The following is a 16,726-nucleotide window of genomic DNA, read 5'->3' on the forward strand; positions in this document are numbered from 1 at the left end:
GGGGGAGGAATGCGCACAGCATCGGTGAACATATCGCATACGGAAACTTCTTCCTGAAAAGTTGCATGAGTTAGCATTGAAGGTATCGATTTTTGATACTTTCCATATGCACGAAACCGATCAGTTGATCGCGACGATCAAACGACAGCTCAAACTGCAGGGACTGACCTACCGCGACCTCGCCGGGAAGCTCGGGCTGGCCGAACCCAGCGTGAAACGGCTGTTCGCCAGCGGACGGCTCACGCTCGAGCGGCTGGCCGATATTGCCCGGGTGCTCGGTTTCACCCTCGCCGAGCTGACCCACGAGGCAGCCCAGACTCGGGGCCGGCTGCACCTGCTGGATGCCGCGCAAGAGCGGGAACTCGTCGCCGACGAACAGCTGCTGCTGGTCGCCGTGTGCGTGCTGAACCACTGGACCGTCGCCGACATCACCCGGACCTACGCCCTGACGGTGCCGCAGATCGTCGTTCACCTGGCCCGCCTCGACCGGCTCCGCATGATCGATCTGCTGCCCGGCGACCGGGTCCGCCTCAACGTCGCCCGTGATTTCGACTGGTTGCCGCAAGGCCCGATCCGGATGTTTTTCCTGCGCCAAGGCATGGGGGAATTCCTTGGCAGTCCCTTCGATGCGGACACCGAGACGCTGGCGTTCTCGCACGCCATGCTGACGCCGTCGGCCGTGGCCATGCTGCAAGCCGAATTGCGCAAGCTGCGCCAGCGTCTGGCAGAACTGCACGACGACAGCCGCGATGCACCGCTGGCCGAGCGTCACGGGGTCGGCTTGCTGTGTGCGATGCGGGACTGGGAGCCGGCTGCGTTCACCGCCTTGCGACGCTAGGGTGTTGCGGGCAGGGGCAGACAGGCGCTTGCGCCGGACCGCCGTTGCCCGGGATGGCCGCAACCAAAGGGGTACGAAGCCCGCTGGCGGCTCCCTTGTAATGGAAGGGTCAGGCCGCACTCGCTTGAAGCTCGGAAAGAAGCTTGGCCAAGCGCCGGTCTCGCGTTTCCGCGGACTTGGCTTCTTCAAGCTGGCGCACATGCTTAAGCCGAAGCCCGAAGGGCAGCTTCTCGAATGCCGAACGCGCGGACGGGTCCGCATCAAGTTCACGCTTCAAGTCCGGTGGCTCCGGCACCTCCCTCGGCAGTTCGTCCAGCGCAATGTCGAGCTCGACGTGATCGCCCTCCGCGATTCGCGCCCCAGCTCTGTTCCGGGTGCTGATGCCGATCAGGCACATGCCCCGCATTCGCGCGACACGAGTTCGCCAGGTGTGGCCGTTGATCGTGACCGAAACGGCCGGCCTGGCGCCACCGCCAAGCGATACCAGCGCGGCCTCCGGGATTTCGACCGCGGTTGCATTGCCCGAGGGGATGACTTGTGCTTGCAGTTTCATCGTTACACCTGAGAATCGTCGCGTGGCCTAACGTTTGGATTTCGAAATCGGCATCGCCACTTCCGCTTGAGTGACAGGTCAGGTCTATTTGTTAAAGTACAGCGCGGCCGATATGGTCAAGACGATCCAGCATATTCCGGAAAACACCACCAAGAGTCCGGCCCAGAATCCTTGCATGGTATCGCGCACGCTTTCTGCGCCATATCGATTGTTCTCGTTACCATAACCCGCATCATTTTTGATGATGAAGCCAATGGCGACAACAAGAAGCCCGACAACAACCCCGACATTCGCAATGCTTTTCCCGGAGTATCTATGAGTAAAAACGCAATAAGCAGCCGTAACCAATGCCGCAAGCACGTTAATGAAAATTACTCGCTTTATTTTTGACACCCTGCCACCTACCGCTTTTTAAAATAGCGAACCCGCGTTAGCCACCCGGACCGGCTGAAACATCCGGCGCATCAAATATGCGTCGCCGAACCCGCGTTACTTTTTCAGTTTTCCGAGAACCTCATTGATATTGACCTCGTCTTCTGAAAAGCAATACTCATTCTTGCCGGCCTTGATGTGCAGATATTTTTTTGCCGATGAATTTCTGTTCTTTCGCGCAAGAAAATAATTGACCACCCCCGCAACAAGCAATTCAAATACGCTACCAAGGTAGTTGTTTTCCTGGTAGTAAAGCCTGGATGCCCTGTCCTTCCCTGACTCGTGATCAACCCAAAATTTTTCAACATCACCGATTTTTAGCTGCACACTCCCAATTTCCACAACACTTTCACTCATGCTACGCCCGCAGTTCGGAATGATGCACTGCACTTGCACTCACCCAAGAAAACACCCCGTTCGATTCAATACGACTGCGATGTTTTTCCTGTCCCATCCATTACCAAACGTGAGAAAACCCGCGCAGGCACCGGCCGGAAGAACCCAGCAGTCGTGCAATGGTTTGAATGTTGAAAATACAAACGCGCCAACGTTTCAAATAACAGGCCGACTTTGGCCGATCCAGATTGATTGATGAAATTACCGTGAGCATGACCCCTGGTTCAACGCAGCTCAGGCAAAAGTTCTTCATAGGGAGCCATGCCCGGAACTTAGTCATTCTTTCGTTGAAGCTGGCTTTTCACTATGTTGTGGACCAACTCGGCAGAGAGCGACACAAAGCGTATTTTCTGACGAACTGATATATGCGACTTCATTACCCTCACTGCTGTCGGCTTTTCCCACGCTTCAGCATGCCAATACTGTTACGTTTAACCCAACGTCATCAAAGTCCATAGTTTCTCAACAACCTTACAAAGCAGATCCGCAGATTTTTCTCGATAATACTGACACGACTTACCTTACGCAGCATTCATAACCAGTCAGCCATTTTATGTTGCGGAGGCGTTGCGCTTTGGTCCTCGGGCGGCCCGACGTCACGGCACTACTGAGGTACGCCGGCTGTGGCCTGCAGCATCCGGCCGTCCCCCCGCCTTGCCGGAGACCCTGCATCGGCTCAATGAAAAAAACGCGGCACCCGGCCGCGTTTTTTGTCACCGTGTCGGCGGGTCAGCGCGCGGTGTAACCGCCGTCGACCGCCACGCTCTGGCCATTCAGGTAACGGACCTTGCCGCTGGCGAGGAAGACGATCGTCTGGGCGATTTCGTCGGCGTCGGCCGCGCGCGGGTTCGGCAGCGACGCGAGCATGCCGGTCTGGACGGCCGCATCGTTGCCGGTGAAGCGCTCGAACATCTCGGTCCGCACCGGTCCCGGTGCGACGGCGTTGACGGTGACGCCATGCGGCGCCGCTTCGAGTGCGGCACTCTTGGTCAGCCCCTCGACGGCGAACTTGCTCGCCACATAGACGGAGGCACCGGCCATGCCGACCTGGCCGACGATCGACGAGAGGTTGACGATCGCGCCACTGCCCTGCGGCAACATCACCGCCAGCTCGTGCTTCATCGCCAGCAGCACGCCGAGCACATTGGTCCGGAACGTCGCCTCGTAGTTGTCGACGGTCTGTCCGGTCAGCGGGCCGGATTCTCCTTCGACCCCCGCATTGTTGACCGCGACATCGAGCCGGCCGAAACGCGCAACGGCGCGGGCCACCAGCTGCTGCACGTCGGCCTCGTTGCGGACGTCCGCATGGACGTATTCGGCTTCGGCATCGAGCGCGTGCAGTTCGGCCACCAGCGCAGCGCCGGCCGCGTCGCGACGGCCGCTGACGATCAGCCGGGCGCCTTCACGGGCAAAGGCGATGGCGGTGGCGCGACCGATGCCGGTCAGTGCACCGGTGATCAGGACGACGGGCTTGTTCATGGTGTTGCTCCTCGGGGTCGGATGGTGATGCCGATCTTCATCCATTCCCGTCAAACCGATAAGAAGGCCGGATCGCCTATCATTCATTCCTGAACAGACTTGATGGACGATACCGATGGACCGGCTTCAAGCCATGCACACCTTCGTCCGCGTCGTCGAAACCGGCAGTTTTTCGGCCGTGGCGCGCGAACGGCACACCACGCAGAGCACCATCAGCAAGCAGATCGCCGCGCTCGAACACGCGCTGGGTGTGCGCCTGCTGAACCGCTCGACCCGGGCTCTGGCGCTGAGCGAGGCCGGTGCACACTATTTCGAACAGGCACGGCGGCTCGTTGCCGAAGTAAGTGAACTCGAAGCCGGATTGCGGCAGGGGGAACAGCGCCTGAGCGGGCCATTGCGCGTCGCCGCCGCCGTCGGCTTCGGCAGGCTGAAGCTGATGCCGCTGGTGCAGCGTTTTCTCGAAGCCCATCCCGACGTCTCGATCGACCTGCGCCTGCACGACGGCTTTGTCGATCTGGTCGAACAGGGCGTCGACGTCGCGGTCCGGATCGGCGAACTGGGCGACAGCAGCCTGATCGCGCGGCGCATCGGCACCTCGTACCGGATGGCACTGGCCAGCCGCAGCTACCTCGCGTCGCTGCCGGCGGCGCCCCGCAGCCCGGCCGATCTGGCCCGGCACAACTGCCTCGTCTACACCGAGCTCAGCGCCGGCAATGCCTGGCTGTTTACCGCCGGTGAAAACGCCGGCGTTGCGGCCGGGACGACGCAGACCATCCGCGTGCGCGGCAACCTGCAGTCGAACAGCAGTGAGGTCATCCGCAGCGCGGTGCTGTCCGGCATGGGCATCGCCTACTCGCCGAGCTGGCTGTTCGACGCCGAGATGGCCAGCGGCGACGTGGTCCGGCTGCTTCCCGGTTGGGTGGCGACCAGCCCGCCGATCCATCTGGTCTATCCGCGCGCCCGCGCGCAGGCGGCCAAGGTCAGGGCCTTCAGCGATTTCGTCGCCAGCGCGCTGCGGCTCGGGCCGGGCTGAGACGCTCAGGCCGGCTGAGCCCGGGCGGCCAGATAGTCCGACTGGAACAGGCACATCCGCAGCACGTTGTGGTAACGGCCGTTGCTGAAGAACTCCTCGACCAGCTCGGCCTCGATGCTGAAGCCGCACTTCTCGTAGATATGGATTGCCGCCTTGTTCGACACGTCGACGACCAGATACAGCTTGCGCAGGTTCAGCACCGAAAACGCATAGCGGATCGCCAGTTCGGTGGCGCGGGTCGCGTAACCGCGGCCCTGCGCCCCCGGCGCGATGATGATCAGGAACTCGCCGCGCCGGTGAATGTAGTCGAGCTCGATCAGCTCGACCAGCCCCACCGGCTGGTCCGCCGCATCGACCGCGACGAAACGGCGTTCGCGCTGGTCATGCACGTGCTGCTCGTACAGTTGGGTCAGCTCGGCAAAGGTTTCGTACGGTTCCTCGAACCAGTAACGCATCACTCCGGCATCGTTGTTCAGCGCGTGGACGAAGCGCAGGTCGTCGCGCTCGAGCGGGCGCAATCGCAATGTATTCGGCATGGTCATTTCCTTCAGGCCGCCTTGACGGCGGGCAGTGCCGGCTCGGCGACCGGAAACACCCAGTCGTAAGCCCAGTTGAACACGAAGGCGTAGACCAAATAGAAAACGACGATGGCCAGATCCATCACCAGCGCCTGCCACAGGCTGATCTGCAGATAGAGCGCCATCGCCGGCAGCAGGATCAGCAGCAGGCCGCCTTCGAACAGCAGCGCATGCACGATGCGCAGCCGCAGCGTTTTGCGCGTCGTGCCGGCGTGGCGCAGCATGAGCCGGTCGAAACCGAGGTTGTATATGTAGTTCCACACCGTGGCGACCAGCGCACTGGCCACGCCGATCACGCCCATCTTGGCGGGCGGCAGATCGAACAGCAGGAAGCCGTAGGGAATCACCAGCAGCACACCAAACACCTCGAACATCAGGGCATGGCGGATGCGGTCGGCGACGTTGCGCACAGTGGTCTCCTTCGTGAATGAAGGCCCCAGTCTATCCGCCGAGCAATATTGATCCAGTCAGGAACCATCGGTTATTCAGATGGATAACCTGCGACGCCGGATCCGGGCGTGATTCAATCGTCGTTGCGCTGAACCGGCGGCAAGCGCAGCAGGCGGGCGTCGCCGACGCGCATCGTCGTCTGGTCCATCAGCCAGCGCGTCAGCGTCTCGCGCTTGTAGTTCAGTTCGTCGACGCCGAAGCCGGCCAGATCGGCCACCCGCGCGGCGGCAGCGATCACGACTTCGCCGTCATGCGTCGGCGCGCACGCCAGATGGCGGAAACCGTTCTGCTCGGTCAGCCAGTAGACTTCGTCGCCGTCGTCGACCAGCGCCAGCGTACCGGGACGCTGCGCCGCCAGCTCGGCCGCGACCAGCTGGCAGACGGCGTGGAACCACTGCCAGGCCTGTTCGGTGTCGTCGTCGGCGCCATAACGGGGAATGTCGGTGAAAAGCGGCAGGGGATTGGACACGTGCGGAACCGGTCGGCAAAAGCGCATTGTGCCAGATGCCCGCAATGCGCCCACCAACACGAACGCCACCCGAAGGTGGCGTTGTGCTCAACGAATCGGGCGCTTAGAGCAGCCGTGCGGCATCAATCCGGTAGTTGTACTGGCCGGTGCAGCTACCAGCCCCGGTGTACTGCTCGGTGCGGCTGTAGCTGCCGCCCAGCACGCCGGTAGTGACGTTGAAGTCGAGCTGCTGCGAGTAAGACAGCGTGACATCACCGCCCGACGAGGACTTGAAATTGTTCAGCGTCGTCGAACCCGGATAGGTGATCGGCAGCATGGCGATCGTGCTGCCGTTCCAGGTCCGGTACTGCGCCGACTTGCCGTCGCCGTCCGGCTTGACCAGCCAGTTGAAGCCGACGGTATAGCCGTTCACGCTGTAGTCGCACTGGCTGCCGGCTTGTGCGGTGGTCGATGTGGTGCCGGTCTGGATGCCGAACCACAGGTCGTAAGCACCGTAGCGCTTGCCCTGACGGCGTGCGCCGGCCAGCTCGTAGCTGCGGCTGTCCTCGTAGTACAGCACCTTGCCGGTGCTGTCGTTTTCCTGGCTGCCGGTCGTACGCTTGACGTAGCCGAGCTTGGGCACGTGCCACTTGGTCTCGGTCCAGGTGGCATTCAGCGTCAGCTGGCCGTTGGCATCAAGCTGCGTCGCCTTGACCTTGTATTCGGACTTGCAGGCCTGGAAGCTGCCCAGCAGCGTCTGCACCTGTTCGCGGCCGATGAAGGTCACCTCCTCGTCCTGCGTCTCGGTGATCGCACCGTTCGCGTACCAGTTGCCGAGCGATTTGCGCGTGTAGCTGTTACGGGCCGTGGTCCCGGGCTTGAGTTCGAACAGCTGGTCGAACGCGGCACCGGTTTGCGGCGTTTTCTGTAGCCAGTAGTTGTCGAACTTGCCGTTCTGGTCGTACTGCTCCTCGCGCCAGCCCATCGGCTGCCGGCGGTCCAGCGAGGTATAGGTGTAGTTCTTGAACGAGAACGGGAACTGGGTCTTCAACGCGCCCGGCGTGTAGCGGGTGCTGTCTTCCTGGACGATGAGTTCGTCCATCGACTGCAGCATCTGCCGGCCATCGACCGTCACCGGCTCGCTGTTCATGCCGAAGTAGGTCTTCTGGATGCCGCCGAACCAGCCCGACTTATAGTTTTGTGCGCCGCTCCAGTCGACCTTCTTCTGGCCGTCCCAGGTGTACACGGCAAAATCGCTGCCGTCGGTTGCCACCGTTTTCAGGTCGGCCGGCAAATCGAGGCTGGCGATGCACTGCCCCAGCGTTTCGTTCGCCGTGTCGATCTTGACCGTACCGGTCAGCGCTTTCACCAGCGCCACCGCCTGATTGGCGATGTTCGGCTCAACCTGACGCGCCTTTTCCAGCATCTGGTCGTACGGATCGTTGGCGCCGGTCGCATCCAGTTTCGCGGTAATCAGGTTACCGATGCTCCGGGCATCGAGCTTGAGGGTGTTGAGCAGGTAATCGAGCACCGCACTGTTGGCGGCAACGACGCTGTCCGTGCTCTTCGCCGCCTTCAGCAGTGCACCGCTGAAGGCGGCGAACGCGTCCTGCGGCAGCTGCTTGCCCAACTGCGCGACGATCAGTGTCGTCAGCGTCGTGATGTTGGCGGTCGCCTCGCCCGGAATCGCGATCGAGTACAGCACGGTCCGGTTCGGCAAGCCGGAGGTGACCATCGTCCCGCCCTCGACCTTGAGGATGAACGGCGCGGCCAGCGCGCTGGTGTCAAAGCTGTATTCGCCCTTGGCGTTGGTCTGCGTCGTCAGCGTCTTGCCGTTGGCGTCCTTCAGCGTCACCGTCGCGCCGGACAGCGCGCTGCCGGTTGCCGCGCTGCCGTTCAGCTTGCCAGCATTGGCGACCGGAGCGACCGGCGGCGTCGGCGAATCACCACCACCACCACCGCCGCCGCCACAAGCGGTCAGGGCCAGCAGTGCGGCCGCAACTACGCCGAGCTTCAATCGTGCACTCATTGTTTTCTCCCCTTTTTCAGGCTTGTTTTGCTTGGCGGCCATAGTAACAAATCAAGAAAAATCAAGAATAATGAAAGATTACTTTCATTATTTTGTCTACAAAGCCATCAATCGCACGAACATAAACTACAAAGAACCGCGTGGCGTCCATCCCGTAGGCGGCAGTGGGCCGATGGGCGAAACAGCAACTGTTATCATGGCGTTTTGTCTTGCCTTACCCAGCCATGCCCCGCATCCAGGTCCTGTCCGATACCCTCGTCAACCAGATCGCCGCCGGCGAGGTGGTCGAGCGCCCGGCGAACGCGCTGAAGGAGTTGCTCGAAAACAGCATCGACGCCGGCTCGGTCAATCTGAACGTCGAGCTGATGGCGGGCGGCACCAAGCTGATCAAGGTGATCGACGACGGCATCGGCATCGGTCGCGACGATCTGGCGCTGGCCTTGCACCGGCACGCGACGAGCAAGATCCGCGATTTCGACGACCTGCAGCGCGTGGCGACGCTGGGTTTCCGCGGCGAAGGGCTGGCGTCGATCGCGTCGGTATCGCGGCTGGTGCTGACCAGCCGTGAACGTGACGGCGTGCACGCGTGGCGGGTCGAGGCCGACCACGGCCGGCTGACCGAGGCCGAGCCGGCGGCGCTGTCGGTCGGCACGACAATCGAAGTTCACGACCTGTATTACCAGCTGCCGGCGCGGCGCAAATTCCTCAAATCCGACAGCACCGAGTACGCGCACTGCGCCGACATGGTGCAGCGGCTGGCGCTGGCGAATCCGGACAAGCAGTTCACACTGACGCACAACGGCCGCGCCCAGCAGCGCTATCTGGCCGGCGATCTGGCCAAGCGCGCTGCGGCGATTCTCGGCGACGAATTTGCCGCCAGCGCAATCGCGATCGACGAAGCCGCCGGCCCGCTGCGCATCCACGGACTGACCGGCAGCCCGACCTTGGGCAAGGCCAGCCGCGACGCGCAGTATTTCTTCGTCAACGGCCGCTTCGTGCGCGACAAGGTGATCCAGCATGCGCTGCGCGAAGCCTACCGCGACGTGCTGCACCACGACCGCCACGCCGCCTACTGCCTGTTCCTCGACCTCGAACCCGAGGGCGTCGACGTCAATGTCCACCCGACCAAGATCGAGGTACGCTTCCGCGAATCGCAGGCGGTGTACCGCTTCCTGCTGCACTCGCTGAAAAAGGCGCTCGCCGACACCAAGGCCGGCATGGCCTCCGCCGAATCCGCGCCAGCGCACGTCGATCCCGAGACCGGTGAAGTACTGGCGCCGCTGGCCGGCCAGTCGCCGGTGCTCCGGCCGCAGACCTACGCCGACTTCGCCGCACGCGGCGCGTACAGCCAGCAGCCGATGCCCCTGCCGATGGCGAACGAGCCACTGGCGCTGTACGAGAAGATGTTCGGCGATCTGCGCGATGCTGGCAGCGGCTCGCCGCAGTCCAGCGACGAACTCGCCCAGGTCGACACGCCTTTCGCGTTCCAGTCCGTGGCGACCCCGCGTGCACCGAATTCGGCCACGCCCTTCCCCGCGCATAACGACGCCGGCATTCCGCCGCTCGGCTTTGCGCTGGCGCAACTGCACGGCGTCTACGTGCTGTCGCAGACCGCCGACGGGCTGATCGTCGTCGACATGCACGCAGCGCACGAACGCGTCGTCTACGAAAAGCTCAAGACCGCGCTCGATCTGGAAAAGCTGCCGACCCAGCCGCTGCTGATCCCGCACGTGTTCCCGGCCGACCGGCTCGACGTCGCCACGGTCGAGGACCATGGCGAAGCGCTGGCCCAGCTCGGTTTCGATCTGTCGGTGCAGTCGCCGACGCATCTGGCAATCCGCGGCGTGCCGCTGCTGCTCAAGGACGCCGACGCGGTCGAACTGGCGAAATCGGTGCTGACCGACATCCGCGACGTCGGCGCCAGCCAGGTGCTCACCGGCCGGCGCAACGAGATCCTCGCGACGATGGCCTGCCACGGCTCGGTGCGCGCCAATCGGGCGCTGACGATTCCAGAGATGAACGCGCTGCTGCGCGAGATGGAAGTCACCGAGCGCAGCGGCCAGTGCAACCACGGCCGGCCGACGTGGTTCCGGCTGACGATGAACGACCTCGACAAGCTGTTCATGCGCGGCCAGTGATGGGCAGCGTGATCGCAGTCAAGCTGTTCGCCGGTCCGGTGGTCATCGGGCTGGCCAGCCTTGCCGGCAAGCGCTGGGGGCCGGCCGCCGCCGGCCTGCTCGGCGGCCTGCCGCTGATCGCCGCCTGCGTGATCACCGCGCTGTGGCTCGAACACGGTCAGGACTACGCCCTCGCCGCCGCCAGCGCCGCGCCGGCCGGGCTGTGGGCCAACATCGTCTACATGCTCGCACTCGGCCATGCCAGCCGGCGCTTCGGCTGGCCGGGCATGCTCGCCTGCGGCTGGATCGCCTATCTGATCACCGCGCTCGCACTGGCGTGGAGCGGGCTCGCGCACAGCCTGCCACTCGGCATCGCCGCGCTCGCCGGGCTGCTGATTGCGGCCGGCGTGCTGCTGCCGAAACCGTCGGCGCCGCCGCGCATCGTGCCGATGCCGAAAGCCGAACTCGCCACCCGGATGGCCGCCGCCTTCGTGCTGGTCGCCAGCCTGACCGCCATGACCTTGCCGCTGGGCCCGGCGCTGACCGGCGTGCTGTCGGCCGGTCCGGTCGCCGCCACGGTCATCCCCGCCTTCACGCTCGCCAACGCCGGTCGCGACGCCGTACTGGTGCAGCTGCGCGGCTTCCTCATCGGCCTCGTCGGTACCGGTGCGAGCCTGCTGTGCCTGGCGCCGCTCGCCCGCCACCTGGGCGGCTGGGCCGCGCTACCGGTCGCGGCGATCGCGCTCGGCGCCGGCTATGCCGCCAACCTGCTGATGCAAAGACTACAACGATGACGCCTGCAATTTTCCTGATGGGCCCGACCGCGTCGGGCAAGACCGCCAGTGCGATTGTGCTGGTCGAGGCCGGGCTGCCGGTCGAACTGATTTCGGTCGATTCGGCACTGGTGTTCCGCGACATGGACGTCGGCACCGCCAAGCCGGACGCCGCCGAGCTCGCCCGGGCTCCGCACCACCTGATCGACATCATCAGCCCCGAGCAGTCGTACTCGGCCGCGCAGTTCCGCAGCGACGCACTGGCACTGATGGCCGACATCTCGGCGCGTGGCAAGGTGCCGGTGCTGGTCGGCGGCACGATGATGTATTACAACGCGCTGCAGTACGGCCTGCACGATCTGCCGCAGGCCGATGCCGCGCTGCGCTTGCAGATCGAGGCTGACGCCGCAGCAATCGGCTGGCCCGGCATGCACGCGCGCCTCGCCAGCCTCGATCCGGTCACCGCCGCACGACTGGCGCCGAACGACTCGCAACGGGTCGGACGGGCGCTGGAGATCTGCATCCTTTCCGGCAAACCGATGAGCGAACTGCTCGCCGCGCCGACCGCCGAACCACTGCCGTACGCGCTGCACAAGTTCGCACTGGTGCCGGGCGACCGTGCCTGGCTGCACGAGCGGATCGCGCTGCGCTTCGACCTGATGCTCAAGGGCGGACTGCTCGATGAAGTGACGATGCTGCGGCAGAAGTACACGCTGTCGCTCGATCTGCCGAGCATGCGTTGCGTCGGCTACCGTCAGGCATGGGAACACCTCGACGGCGACTACGGCGCACAGGCGCTGCGCGACAAGGGCATCGCCGCGACCCGTCAGCTCGCCAAACGCCAGCTGACCTGGCTGCGCGGCATGGACGACGTGACGACGATCGACTGCCAGCAGCCGGACCTCGCCGGGACCGTGCTGCGCCATATCGCCGAAAGGATCTGACACCGATGAGCGACCTCCCGCCCGCTTCCGCCCTCGGCGCCCACCTCGCCGATTACGAACAGACGCGGGACTGGGCGATCGCCTCGCTGTTCCGCTCGTTCGAAACCTTCAGCGAAGGCACGGTCATCGTCGATGCCGATACCCGCGTGGTATGGATCAACGCCCGCTATGCCGACCGTTTCGGCTTCAAGAATCCGGCCGACGCGCTCGGCCGGCCGGTCGAAGAGGTGATTCCGTCGAGCCTGCTGCGCGAGGTCGTCCGCACCGGCAAGCCGATGCTGCTCGACCTGATGCCGACGCGTGGCGGTTCGCTCGTCGTCACCCGGCTGCCGCTGCGCGACGAGGCCGGCCTCATCGTCGGCGCGATCGGCTTCGCGCTGTACGACGAGGTCCGCTCGCTGTCGCCGCTGATCGCCAAGGTCGGCCGGCTGAACGACGAACTCGCCGCGGCACGCGAATCGCTGGCGCAGGCACGCCGGGCCAAGTACTCGTTCGACAACTTCGTCGGCAGCGCGCCGGCCAGCGAAGAGGTCAAGCGCCAGGCGCAGCGCGCGGCGACGATGGATTCGCCGGTGCTGCTGCTCGGCGAAACCGGTACCGGCAAGGAAGTGCTCGCGCACGCGATCCACAGCGCCTCGCGCCGCGCCAGCAAGCCGCTGGTGACACTGAACATGGCGGCGATCCCCGAATCACTGCTCGAAGCCGAGCTGTTCGGCGCGGCCGCTGGCGCCTACACCGGCGCCGACCGCAAGGGCCGGGTCGGCAAGTTCCAGCTCGCCGACGGCGGCACGCTCTTCCTCGACGAAATCGGCGACCTGCCGCTGGCGCTGCAGGCCAAGCTGCTGCGCGTACTGCAGGACAAGGAATTCGAAGCCCTCGGCTCGAATCAGGTGATCCGCTCGGACGTGCGCATCATCGCCGCGACGTCGGCCCGGCTGTTGCAGCAGGTCGAGACCGGCGCCTTCCGCGCCGACCTGTTCTACCGGCTCAACGTGCTGTCGATCCAGCTGCCACCACTGCGCGAACGCAGCTCGGACATCGCCGCGCTGTGCGCAACGGTCTTCGCCGAACTCGCGGCGACCGAAGGCGGTGCGGTACGCCGGATCGATGCCGGCGGCATCGCCTTGCTGCAGGGCTACGACTGGCCAGGCAACGTGCGCGAGCTGCGCAACGTGCTCGAACGCGCGACCATGCTCAGCGACCACCCAGTGCTCGGCGCCGCCGAGCTGCTGCCGCTGCTCCGCCCCGGCCTGCCGTCACCCCAGCGGGCGACCGCCCCGAACTATACCGACGCCATGGCCAGCTTCGAAAAACAGCTGCTCGAAGACGCGCTGGCCGCGTGCAACGGGCGCGTCATCGACGCCGCTGCCCGGCTCGGCATCGGCCGCGCCACCTTCTACAAGAAGATGGTACTGCACGGCCTGCGCGTCTCAGCGAACCAGGAAGGCAGGCCCCTGCAGGGGGCGTAGGGGTCGTAGGACTGAAGTACTGCAGCCCCCGGCGCGCCTGCGTCACGGGCTTTGAACCGGATTGCCGGGCGGCAATCCGCCCCAGCATGAAAAACGGCGGCCTGTGCCGTCGTTTTTCATGCCGTCGGGTTCTTCATTTCCCGGATCTTGTAGTACTCCGCAATCGACATGTCCGTCTGCATGGTTCCGCCTGACATGGAAAAATGTCCGAAAGAATCATGAATGTATGTTTCGAACATCTTCTCGACAACCGGGTTGACGCTGCCCCTCTTCGGATTCACGCCGGTCCGCCCTTCCGGTGTTCGCGCGGAGTACCGGAGAATGTGTCTGACCGTCAGAAGACCGTCCTTTTCATCCCTCGACATGGCGCTCGCCCGCTTTGATGTCGCATCCTCCAGCGCCAGACCGGAATCGATCCAGGCCCACATCTGTTTCATGTGTGCTTCGAAATGCTGCCTGACCGACCCGCTCGGTTTTGCAACCGCCATGTACTGGTTGAATGTCGTTCTGGCATCTTCCGGCACCGAAAATGACGGTGCGAATTTTTCCTTCCATTTGCGATCCGCCTTCATTTCGCCGACGGACTTGAATTTCAGCCCCGCCGCCCTCGCCTCGTCGTGCATTTGCAGCAGTGCGAGTCTGGCCAGGTGGTTTTTCCGGCCCTGCTCGATGACCTTGTACCCCCCGCCGATATCCGCATGCATGCCCGGATAGACGATGGTCCGCTGGCCGCCATTGGTCAGCGTCAAGGGAAAGGCATGCCGGAGTTCGTTTGCCGCAACGATATGCGTGCATTTTTCGACATACGCGGGAATGGTCGTTTTGATCAATTCCGGCATCTTGTTGTCCGCCGCCATACCGACGGATTCGACCGTATCGAAGATCCCCAGGAATTTCACATTCAGCGGAATGCCGTCATAGCTCAGCTTCCCGCCCCTGTTCTGGACTTTGCTGTGCGCGGCAACCCAGTGCATGAATGCACGCGCTTCGGTAGCGCCCCGCGAAAATCCGAACGCGGTCAGGTTGATTTCATCCACCCGCCTTTTCAGCTGCCAGTTCTGAATGGCCACGTCAAAGTCGAACAGGGCCTTTTCAAGCCTTTCCGTAATGCCGTTTGCAAAGCCGAGTCCCAGGCTGCTGTTTCCGCTTTCCTTGTACCCGATATCCTCTACTTCAACAGGACCGACGCGTGGGTTGTGGATGGTCCTTTTCTCGTAACGTTGCGAAAATTCGAACGGCGTGCCCAGACCTTCATAATAAAACGACGTAATGCCGTTGGCCGGATCATTGACGTGCGCGTCAAACAAGGCTGCCACGTTGGAATGACTGTTTGGAAAGTCGTTCCATTTGTTGTTGCCGGTTCCGTCGAAAAAGAAACTCAACCACAGCTTGACATGACAAGTGGGGCAGGCAGGCCCTGCACCTTTCTTTTTTCCGGCAATGGCTTGCGCACGCGCGACCATGTTTTCTACCGACCTGACTTTCGGCTTGATTGCATCCATGACTTCTCACCGTCCCGAAACAACAGGCCCGTTGTCCATGACATCGCTGAATGGCACTTCCTGTTTCAACTTGTACTTTTTCATCTGCCGCTCGATCAGGTCCCGGCGCGGAAAGGCATGAATAGGCGAAATTTCCGCAACCACCTCGTTTTTGGGCAGGAAGTGAAGCGTCAGATAACCGGGCATCGCCGGCCATGGATTCTGCTCGACCGACGCCTTGATCAGAACCTGCTTCTTGCCCGCGTACTCAACAAGCAGATCCAGTTCCTTTGCACCGCTCTTGACACTCAAACAGCAAATGATGCCAGTCCCGGTCACGCCCCCCAGTTTCGTTCCGTCCAAACCGATCATGCCGCCTTCGCCATTGCCGGTTTTTACGGACATGATGTCCTCGCTGGAATAGTTGTACACCTGAAGCGACATGCGACTGAGCTTTGCCGACTCCGCCCCGCAGGCGGAAAGTGAAAGCGCGAACAAAATACCGACCATCTTCATCATGAAACAATCCCTCGTACCCGATTCAGGCATTGACGTCGAATCCGACTTCGCCTTCAAAAGACTCCCACTCTTCCGCAGTGACTTTTCCGACCTCGACGGAAAAACGCCTGCCGTCGCGTCGGACGGACTGCAAGATCCGGCTGAATGGTTTTACGTTCTCGAATCCCGCCGGGAGCTGCAGACCCAGGACGCAAAAGAGCGAAACATCATCGTCAAGGTCGATGCCATGCGATCTGGCCACTTCGATTCTTGAACGAAGATCGGTGATGACCTGACACGGATCCTTGCCGAGCAGAATGGCCGAATCGACCTCATCGACTTCGGCCTTTATCGAATAAGGCAATAGCCGCTCGTTCAGCGCGTCGAATTGAGTTTTGGCCAGCACCAGCTCGCCACTCAACGGGTCGGTGTTTCTGGAAAAAACACCAAATCCACCACAAGCGCATGGCACTGCCCAGCTGGACGCACCGCCCAGCATGATCGCGATTTGCCTTGCATTCAGCAGCCCGCCCAGCTCCCGCAGCACGATCGCATCCTGAAAGCGAAACAGCGACCGCCCGCCGTCAGGCAGAACGATTTCCCGCAATTTCAGCAGGTGCGCGCTCAGCGAAGGCAGGGAATCCCGCGCGAGCAAATAGCTGACGGCCTGTCGCGGCAGAGCCAAAGGCGTGTCCCCGATCAGTTCCGGCACGTCGGCAACGCGAATCAGGCGGGGACCGAGACGTTTCCACTCGTCGCCTTCAAAATCGTCGTACAGCCCCGTCCAGACGCTGCCTTGGCAGATGTCGTCCAGACGCCTGTTTTCCTCATCGGTCGTGCACCTTGCGGTATCCACCAGAAGATACAGCGACAGCGGTTTGTCGTCCGCCTCCTCCTGCCCCAGTGCCTTTGGAAGCCAGACACGGAAATCGTCATCCGAAGCCAGCTCGGTGAATTCGTTCGAATCTCTGATCATTTCATTTTCACAAAAGCGCTACCCTGCTTTGCGGCCGCAGCGGCGCAAGGAAGGTTCTTGTTGGTACTGGTCCACGACGGTAAGGAATATGTGAAGCTGGCAGGCCCACTGAAGCTGTGATCCGCCCCCTTCACATCCACCTTCCCCGGACAATGGATCTCGATGTTCCCGCCCTTGAGCCGGATGTAGCCGCCGCCTGCCGTCAGCAGGATTTCCTCGCCGGCGATCACGT

18 protein-coding genes are annotated in these 16,726 nt (G+C 62.8%); 6 read left to right on the forward strand and 12 right to left on the reverse strand.

The genetic code is table 11. The features are described 5' to 3' along the window. The first annotated feature begins 106 nt into the window (after nucleotides 1-106). A complete protein-coding gene (locus tag JMJ54_RS18675; RefSeq protein ID WP_203540043.1) occupies nucleotides 107-838 on the forward strand; it encodes a helix-turn-helix domain-containing protein in 732 nt (243 codons plus the stop codon). 109 nt (nucleotides 839-947) lie between these two features. Here JMJ54_RS18675 and JMJ54_RS18680 read toward each other — a convergent pair whose 3' ends face one another. From JMJ54_RS18680 to JMJ54_RS18695, 4 genes are all read right to left on the reverse strand, one after another. Continuing rightward, nucleotides 948-1,391 carry a YdeI/OmpD-associated family protein gene (locus JMJ54_RS18680; RefSeq protein WP_203540044.1) on the reverse strand — a complete coding sequence of 148 codons (444 nt, stop codon included), beginning with the start codon at nucleotides 1,389-1,391 and terminating at the stop codon, nucleotides 948-950. A gap of 84 nt (nucleotides 1,392-1,475) precedes the next feature. Further along, nucleotides 1,476-1,784, reverse strand: a complete 309-nt coding sequence (locus tag JMJ54_RS18685) for a hypothetical protein (protein WP_203540045.1) — start codon at nucleotides 1,782-1,784, stop codon at nucleotides 1,476-1,478. A gap of 96 nt (nucleotides 1,785-1,880) precedes the next feature. After that, entirely contained in the window at nucleotides 1,881-2,180 is a 300-nt protein-coding gene (locus JMJ54_RS18690; RefSeq protein ID WP_203540046.1) for a hypothetical protein, read from the reverse strand. A gap of 768 nt (nucleotides 2,181-2,948) precedes the next feature. Next, the gene (locus JMJ54_RS18695; protein ID WP_203540047.1) at nucleotides 2,949-3,698 is read right to left on the reverse strand and encodes an SDR family NAD(P)-dependent oxidoreductase; all 750 of its coding nucleotides are present in this window, start codon (nucleotides 3,696-3,698) and stop codon (nucleotides 2,949-2,951) included. Between the two features lie 115 nt (nucleotides 3,699-3,813). Here JMJ54_RS18695 and JMJ54_RS18700 point away from each other — a divergent pair, with 115 nt between their 5' ends. After that, nucleotides 3,814-4,731, forward strand: a complete 918-nt coding sequence (locus JMJ54_RS18700; RefSeq protein ID WP_203540048.1) for a LysR family transcriptional regulator — start codon at nucleotides 3,814-3,816, stop codon at nucleotides 4,729-4,731. Nucleotides 4,732-4,736: 5 nt separating this feature from the next. Here the strand turns inward: JMJ54_RS18700 and speG are convergent, their stop codons facing one another. The 4 genes from speG to JMJ54_RS18720 form a co-directional block, all read right to left on the reverse strand. Then, nucleotides 4,737-5,267 (reverse strand): spermidine N1-acetyltransferase, encoded by a 531-nt coding sequence (speG, locus tag JMJ54_RS18705; RefSeq protein WP_203540049.1) that lies wholly within the window; start codon nucleotides 5,265-5,267, stop codon nucleotides 4,737-4,739. A gap of 11 nt (nucleotides 5,268-5,278) precedes the next feature. After that, nucleotides 5,279-5,719 carry a PACE efflux transporter gene (locus tag JMJ54_RS18710; protein ID WP_203540050.1) on the reverse strand — a complete coding sequence of 147 codons (441 nt, stop codon included), beginning with the start codon at nucleotides 5,717-5,719 and terminating at the stop codon, nucleotides 5,279-5,281. Nucleotides 5,720-5,832: 113 nt separating this feature from the next. After that, entirely contained in the window at nucleotides 5,833-6,228 is a 396-nt protein-coding gene (locus JMJ54_RS18715) for a hypothetical protein (RefSeq protein ID WP_203540051.1), read from the reverse strand. 103 nt (nucleotides 6,229-6,331) lie between these two features. Then, the gene (locus tag JMJ54_RS18720) at nucleotides 6,332-8,236 is read right to left on the reverse strand and encodes a hypothetical protein (protein WP_203540052.1); all 1,905 of its coding nucleotides are present in this window, start codon (nucleotides 8,234-8,236) and stop codon (nucleotides 6,332-6,334) included. A gap of 224 nt (nucleotides 8,237-8,460) precedes the next feature. Between JMJ54_RS18720 and mutL the strand changes: the two genes are divergently transcribed. The 4 genes from mutL to JMJ54_RS18740 are packed head-to-tail and all read left to right on the forward strand — an operon-like array spanning nucleotide 8,461 to nucleotide 13,539. After that, nucleotides 8,461-10,374 (forward strand): DNA mismatch repair endonuclease MutL, encoded by a 1,914-nt coding sequence (gene mutL / locus JMJ54_RS18725; RefSeq protein WP_203540053.1) that lies wholly within the window; start codon nucleotides 8,461-8,463, stop codon nucleotides 10,372-10,374. A gap of 8 nt (nucleotides 10,375-10,382) precedes the next feature. After that, complete coding sequence (locus JMJ54_RS18730) at nucleotides 10,383-11,147, forward strand: hypothetical protein (protein WP_203540054.1); 765 nt, start codon at nucleotides 10,383-10,385, stop codon at nucleotides 11,145-11,147. Further along, the gene (gene miaA / locus JMJ54_RS18735) at nucleotides 11,144-12,070 is read left to right on the forward strand and encodes a tRNA (adenosine(37)-N6)-dimethylallyltransferase MiaA (RefSeq protein WP_203540055.1); all 927 of its coding nucleotides are present in this window, start codon (nucleotides 11,144-11,146) and stop codon (nucleotides 12,068-12,070) included. Before JMJ54_RS18730 ends, miaA begins: the two co-directional genes overlap by 4 nt. Nucleotides 12,071-12,075: 5 nt before the next feature. Beyond that, nucleotides 12,076-13,539, forward strand: coding sequence for a sigma-54 interaction domain-containing protein (locus tag JMJ54_RS18740; RefSeq protein ID WP_203540056.1), 1,464 nt, complete (start codon nucleotides 12,076-12,078; stop codon nucleotides 13,537-13,539). Between the two features lie 116 nt (nucleotides 13,540-13,655). Here JMJ54_RS18740 and JMJ54_RS18745 read toward each other — a convergent pair whose 3' ends face one another. The 4 genes from JMJ54_RS18745 to JMJ54_RS18760 all read right to left on the reverse strand — a co-directional run. Continuing rightward, on the reverse strand, nucleotides 13,656-15,041 hold the full coding sequence (locus JMJ54_RS18745; RefSeq protein WP_203540057.1) for a T6SS phospholipase effector Tle1-like catalytic domain-containing protein: 1,386 nt from the start codon (nucleotides 15,039-15,041) through the stop codon (nucleotides 13,656-13,658). 6 nt (nucleotides 15,042-15,047) lie between these two features. Beyond that, nucleotides 15,048-15,539, reverse strand: coding sequence for a hypothetical protein (locus JMJ54_RS18750; RefSeq protein ID WP_203540058.1), 492 nt, complete (start codon nucleotides 15,537-15,539; stop codon nucleotides 15,048-15,050). Between the two features lie 22 nt (nucleotides 15,540-15,561). Then, nucleotides 15,562-16,494, reverse strand: coding sequence for a DUF4123 domain-containing protein (locus tag JMJ54_RS18755; protein WP_203540059.1), 933 nt, complete (start codon nucleotides 16,492-16,494; stop codon nucleotides 15,562-15,564). Beyond that, the coding region (locus JMJ54_RS18760) for a DUF2345 domain-containing protein (protein WP_203540060.1) at nucleotides 16,491-16,726 on the reverse strand (236 nt) is incomplete at its 5' end. The genes JMJ54_RS18760 and JMJ54_RS18755, both read right to left, overlap by 4 nt.

It is taken from the genome of Jeongeupia naejangsanensis, from assembly GCF_016865585.1.
Classification (GTDB): domain Bacteria; phylum Pseudomonadota; class Gammaproteobacteria; order Burkholderiales; family Chitinibacteraceae; genus Jeongeupia; species Jeongeupia naejangsanensis.

What these genes read in the sequence shown, in the direction of transcription:
- JMJ54_RS18675 (WP_203540043.1), top strand. Translation starts at nt 107, where the DNA reads ATGCACGAAACCGATCAGTTGATCGCGACGATCAAACGACAGCTCAAA.
- JMJ54_RS18680 (WP_203540044.1), bottom strand. Translation starts at nt 1,391, where the DNA reads ATGAAACTGCAAGCACAAGTCATCCCCTCGGGCAATGCAACCGCGGTC.
- JMJ54_RS18690 (WP_203540046.1), bottom strand. Translation starts at nt 2,180, where the DNA reads ATGAGTGAAAGTGTTGTGGAAATTGGGAGTGTGCAGCTAAAAATCGGT.
- JMJ54_RS18695 (WP_203540047.1), bottom strand. Translation starts at nt 3,698, where the DNA reads ATGAACAAGCCCGTCGTCCTGATCACCGGTGCACTGACCGGCATCGGT.
- JMJ54_RS18700 (WP_203540048.1), top strand. Translation starts at nt 3,814, where the DNA reads ATGGACCGGCTTCAAGCCATGCACACCTTCGTCCGCGTCGTCGAAACC.
- speG (WP_203540049.1), bottom strand. Translation starts at nt 5,267, where the DNA reads ATGCCGAATACATTGCGATTGCGCCCGCTCGAGCGCGACGACCTGCGC.
- JMJ54_RS18720 (WP_203540052.1), bottom strand. Translation starts at nt 8,236, where the DNA reads ATGAGTGCACGATTGAAGCTCGGCGTAGTTGCGGCCGCACTGCTGGCC.
- mutL (WP_203540053.1), top strand. Translation starts at nt 8,461, where the DNA reads ATGCCCCGCATCCAGGTCCTGTCCGATACCCTCGTCAACCAGATCGCC.
- miaA (WP_203540055.1), top strand. Translation starts at nt 11,144, where the DNA reads ATGACGCCTGCAATTTTCCTGATGGGCCCGACCGCGTCGGGCAAGACC.
- JMJ54_RS18740 (WP_203540056.1), top strand. Translation starts at nt 12,076, where the DNA reads ATGAGCGACCTCCCGCCCGCTTCCGCCCTCGGCGCCCACCTCGCCGAT.
- JMJ54_RS18745 (WP_203540057.1), bottom strand. Translation starts at nt 15,041, where the DNA reads ATGGATGCAATCAAGCCGAAAGTCAGGTCGGTAGAAAACATGGTCGCG.
- JMJ54_RS18750 (WP_203540058.1), bottom strand. Translation starts at nt 15,539, where the DNA reads ATGATGAAGATGGTCGGTATTTTGTTCGCGCTTTCACTTTCCGCCTGC.
- JMJ54_RS18755 (WP_203540059.1), bottom strand. Translation starts at nt 16,494, where the DNA reads ATGATCAGAGATTCGAACGAATTCACCGAGCTGGCTTCGGATGACGAT.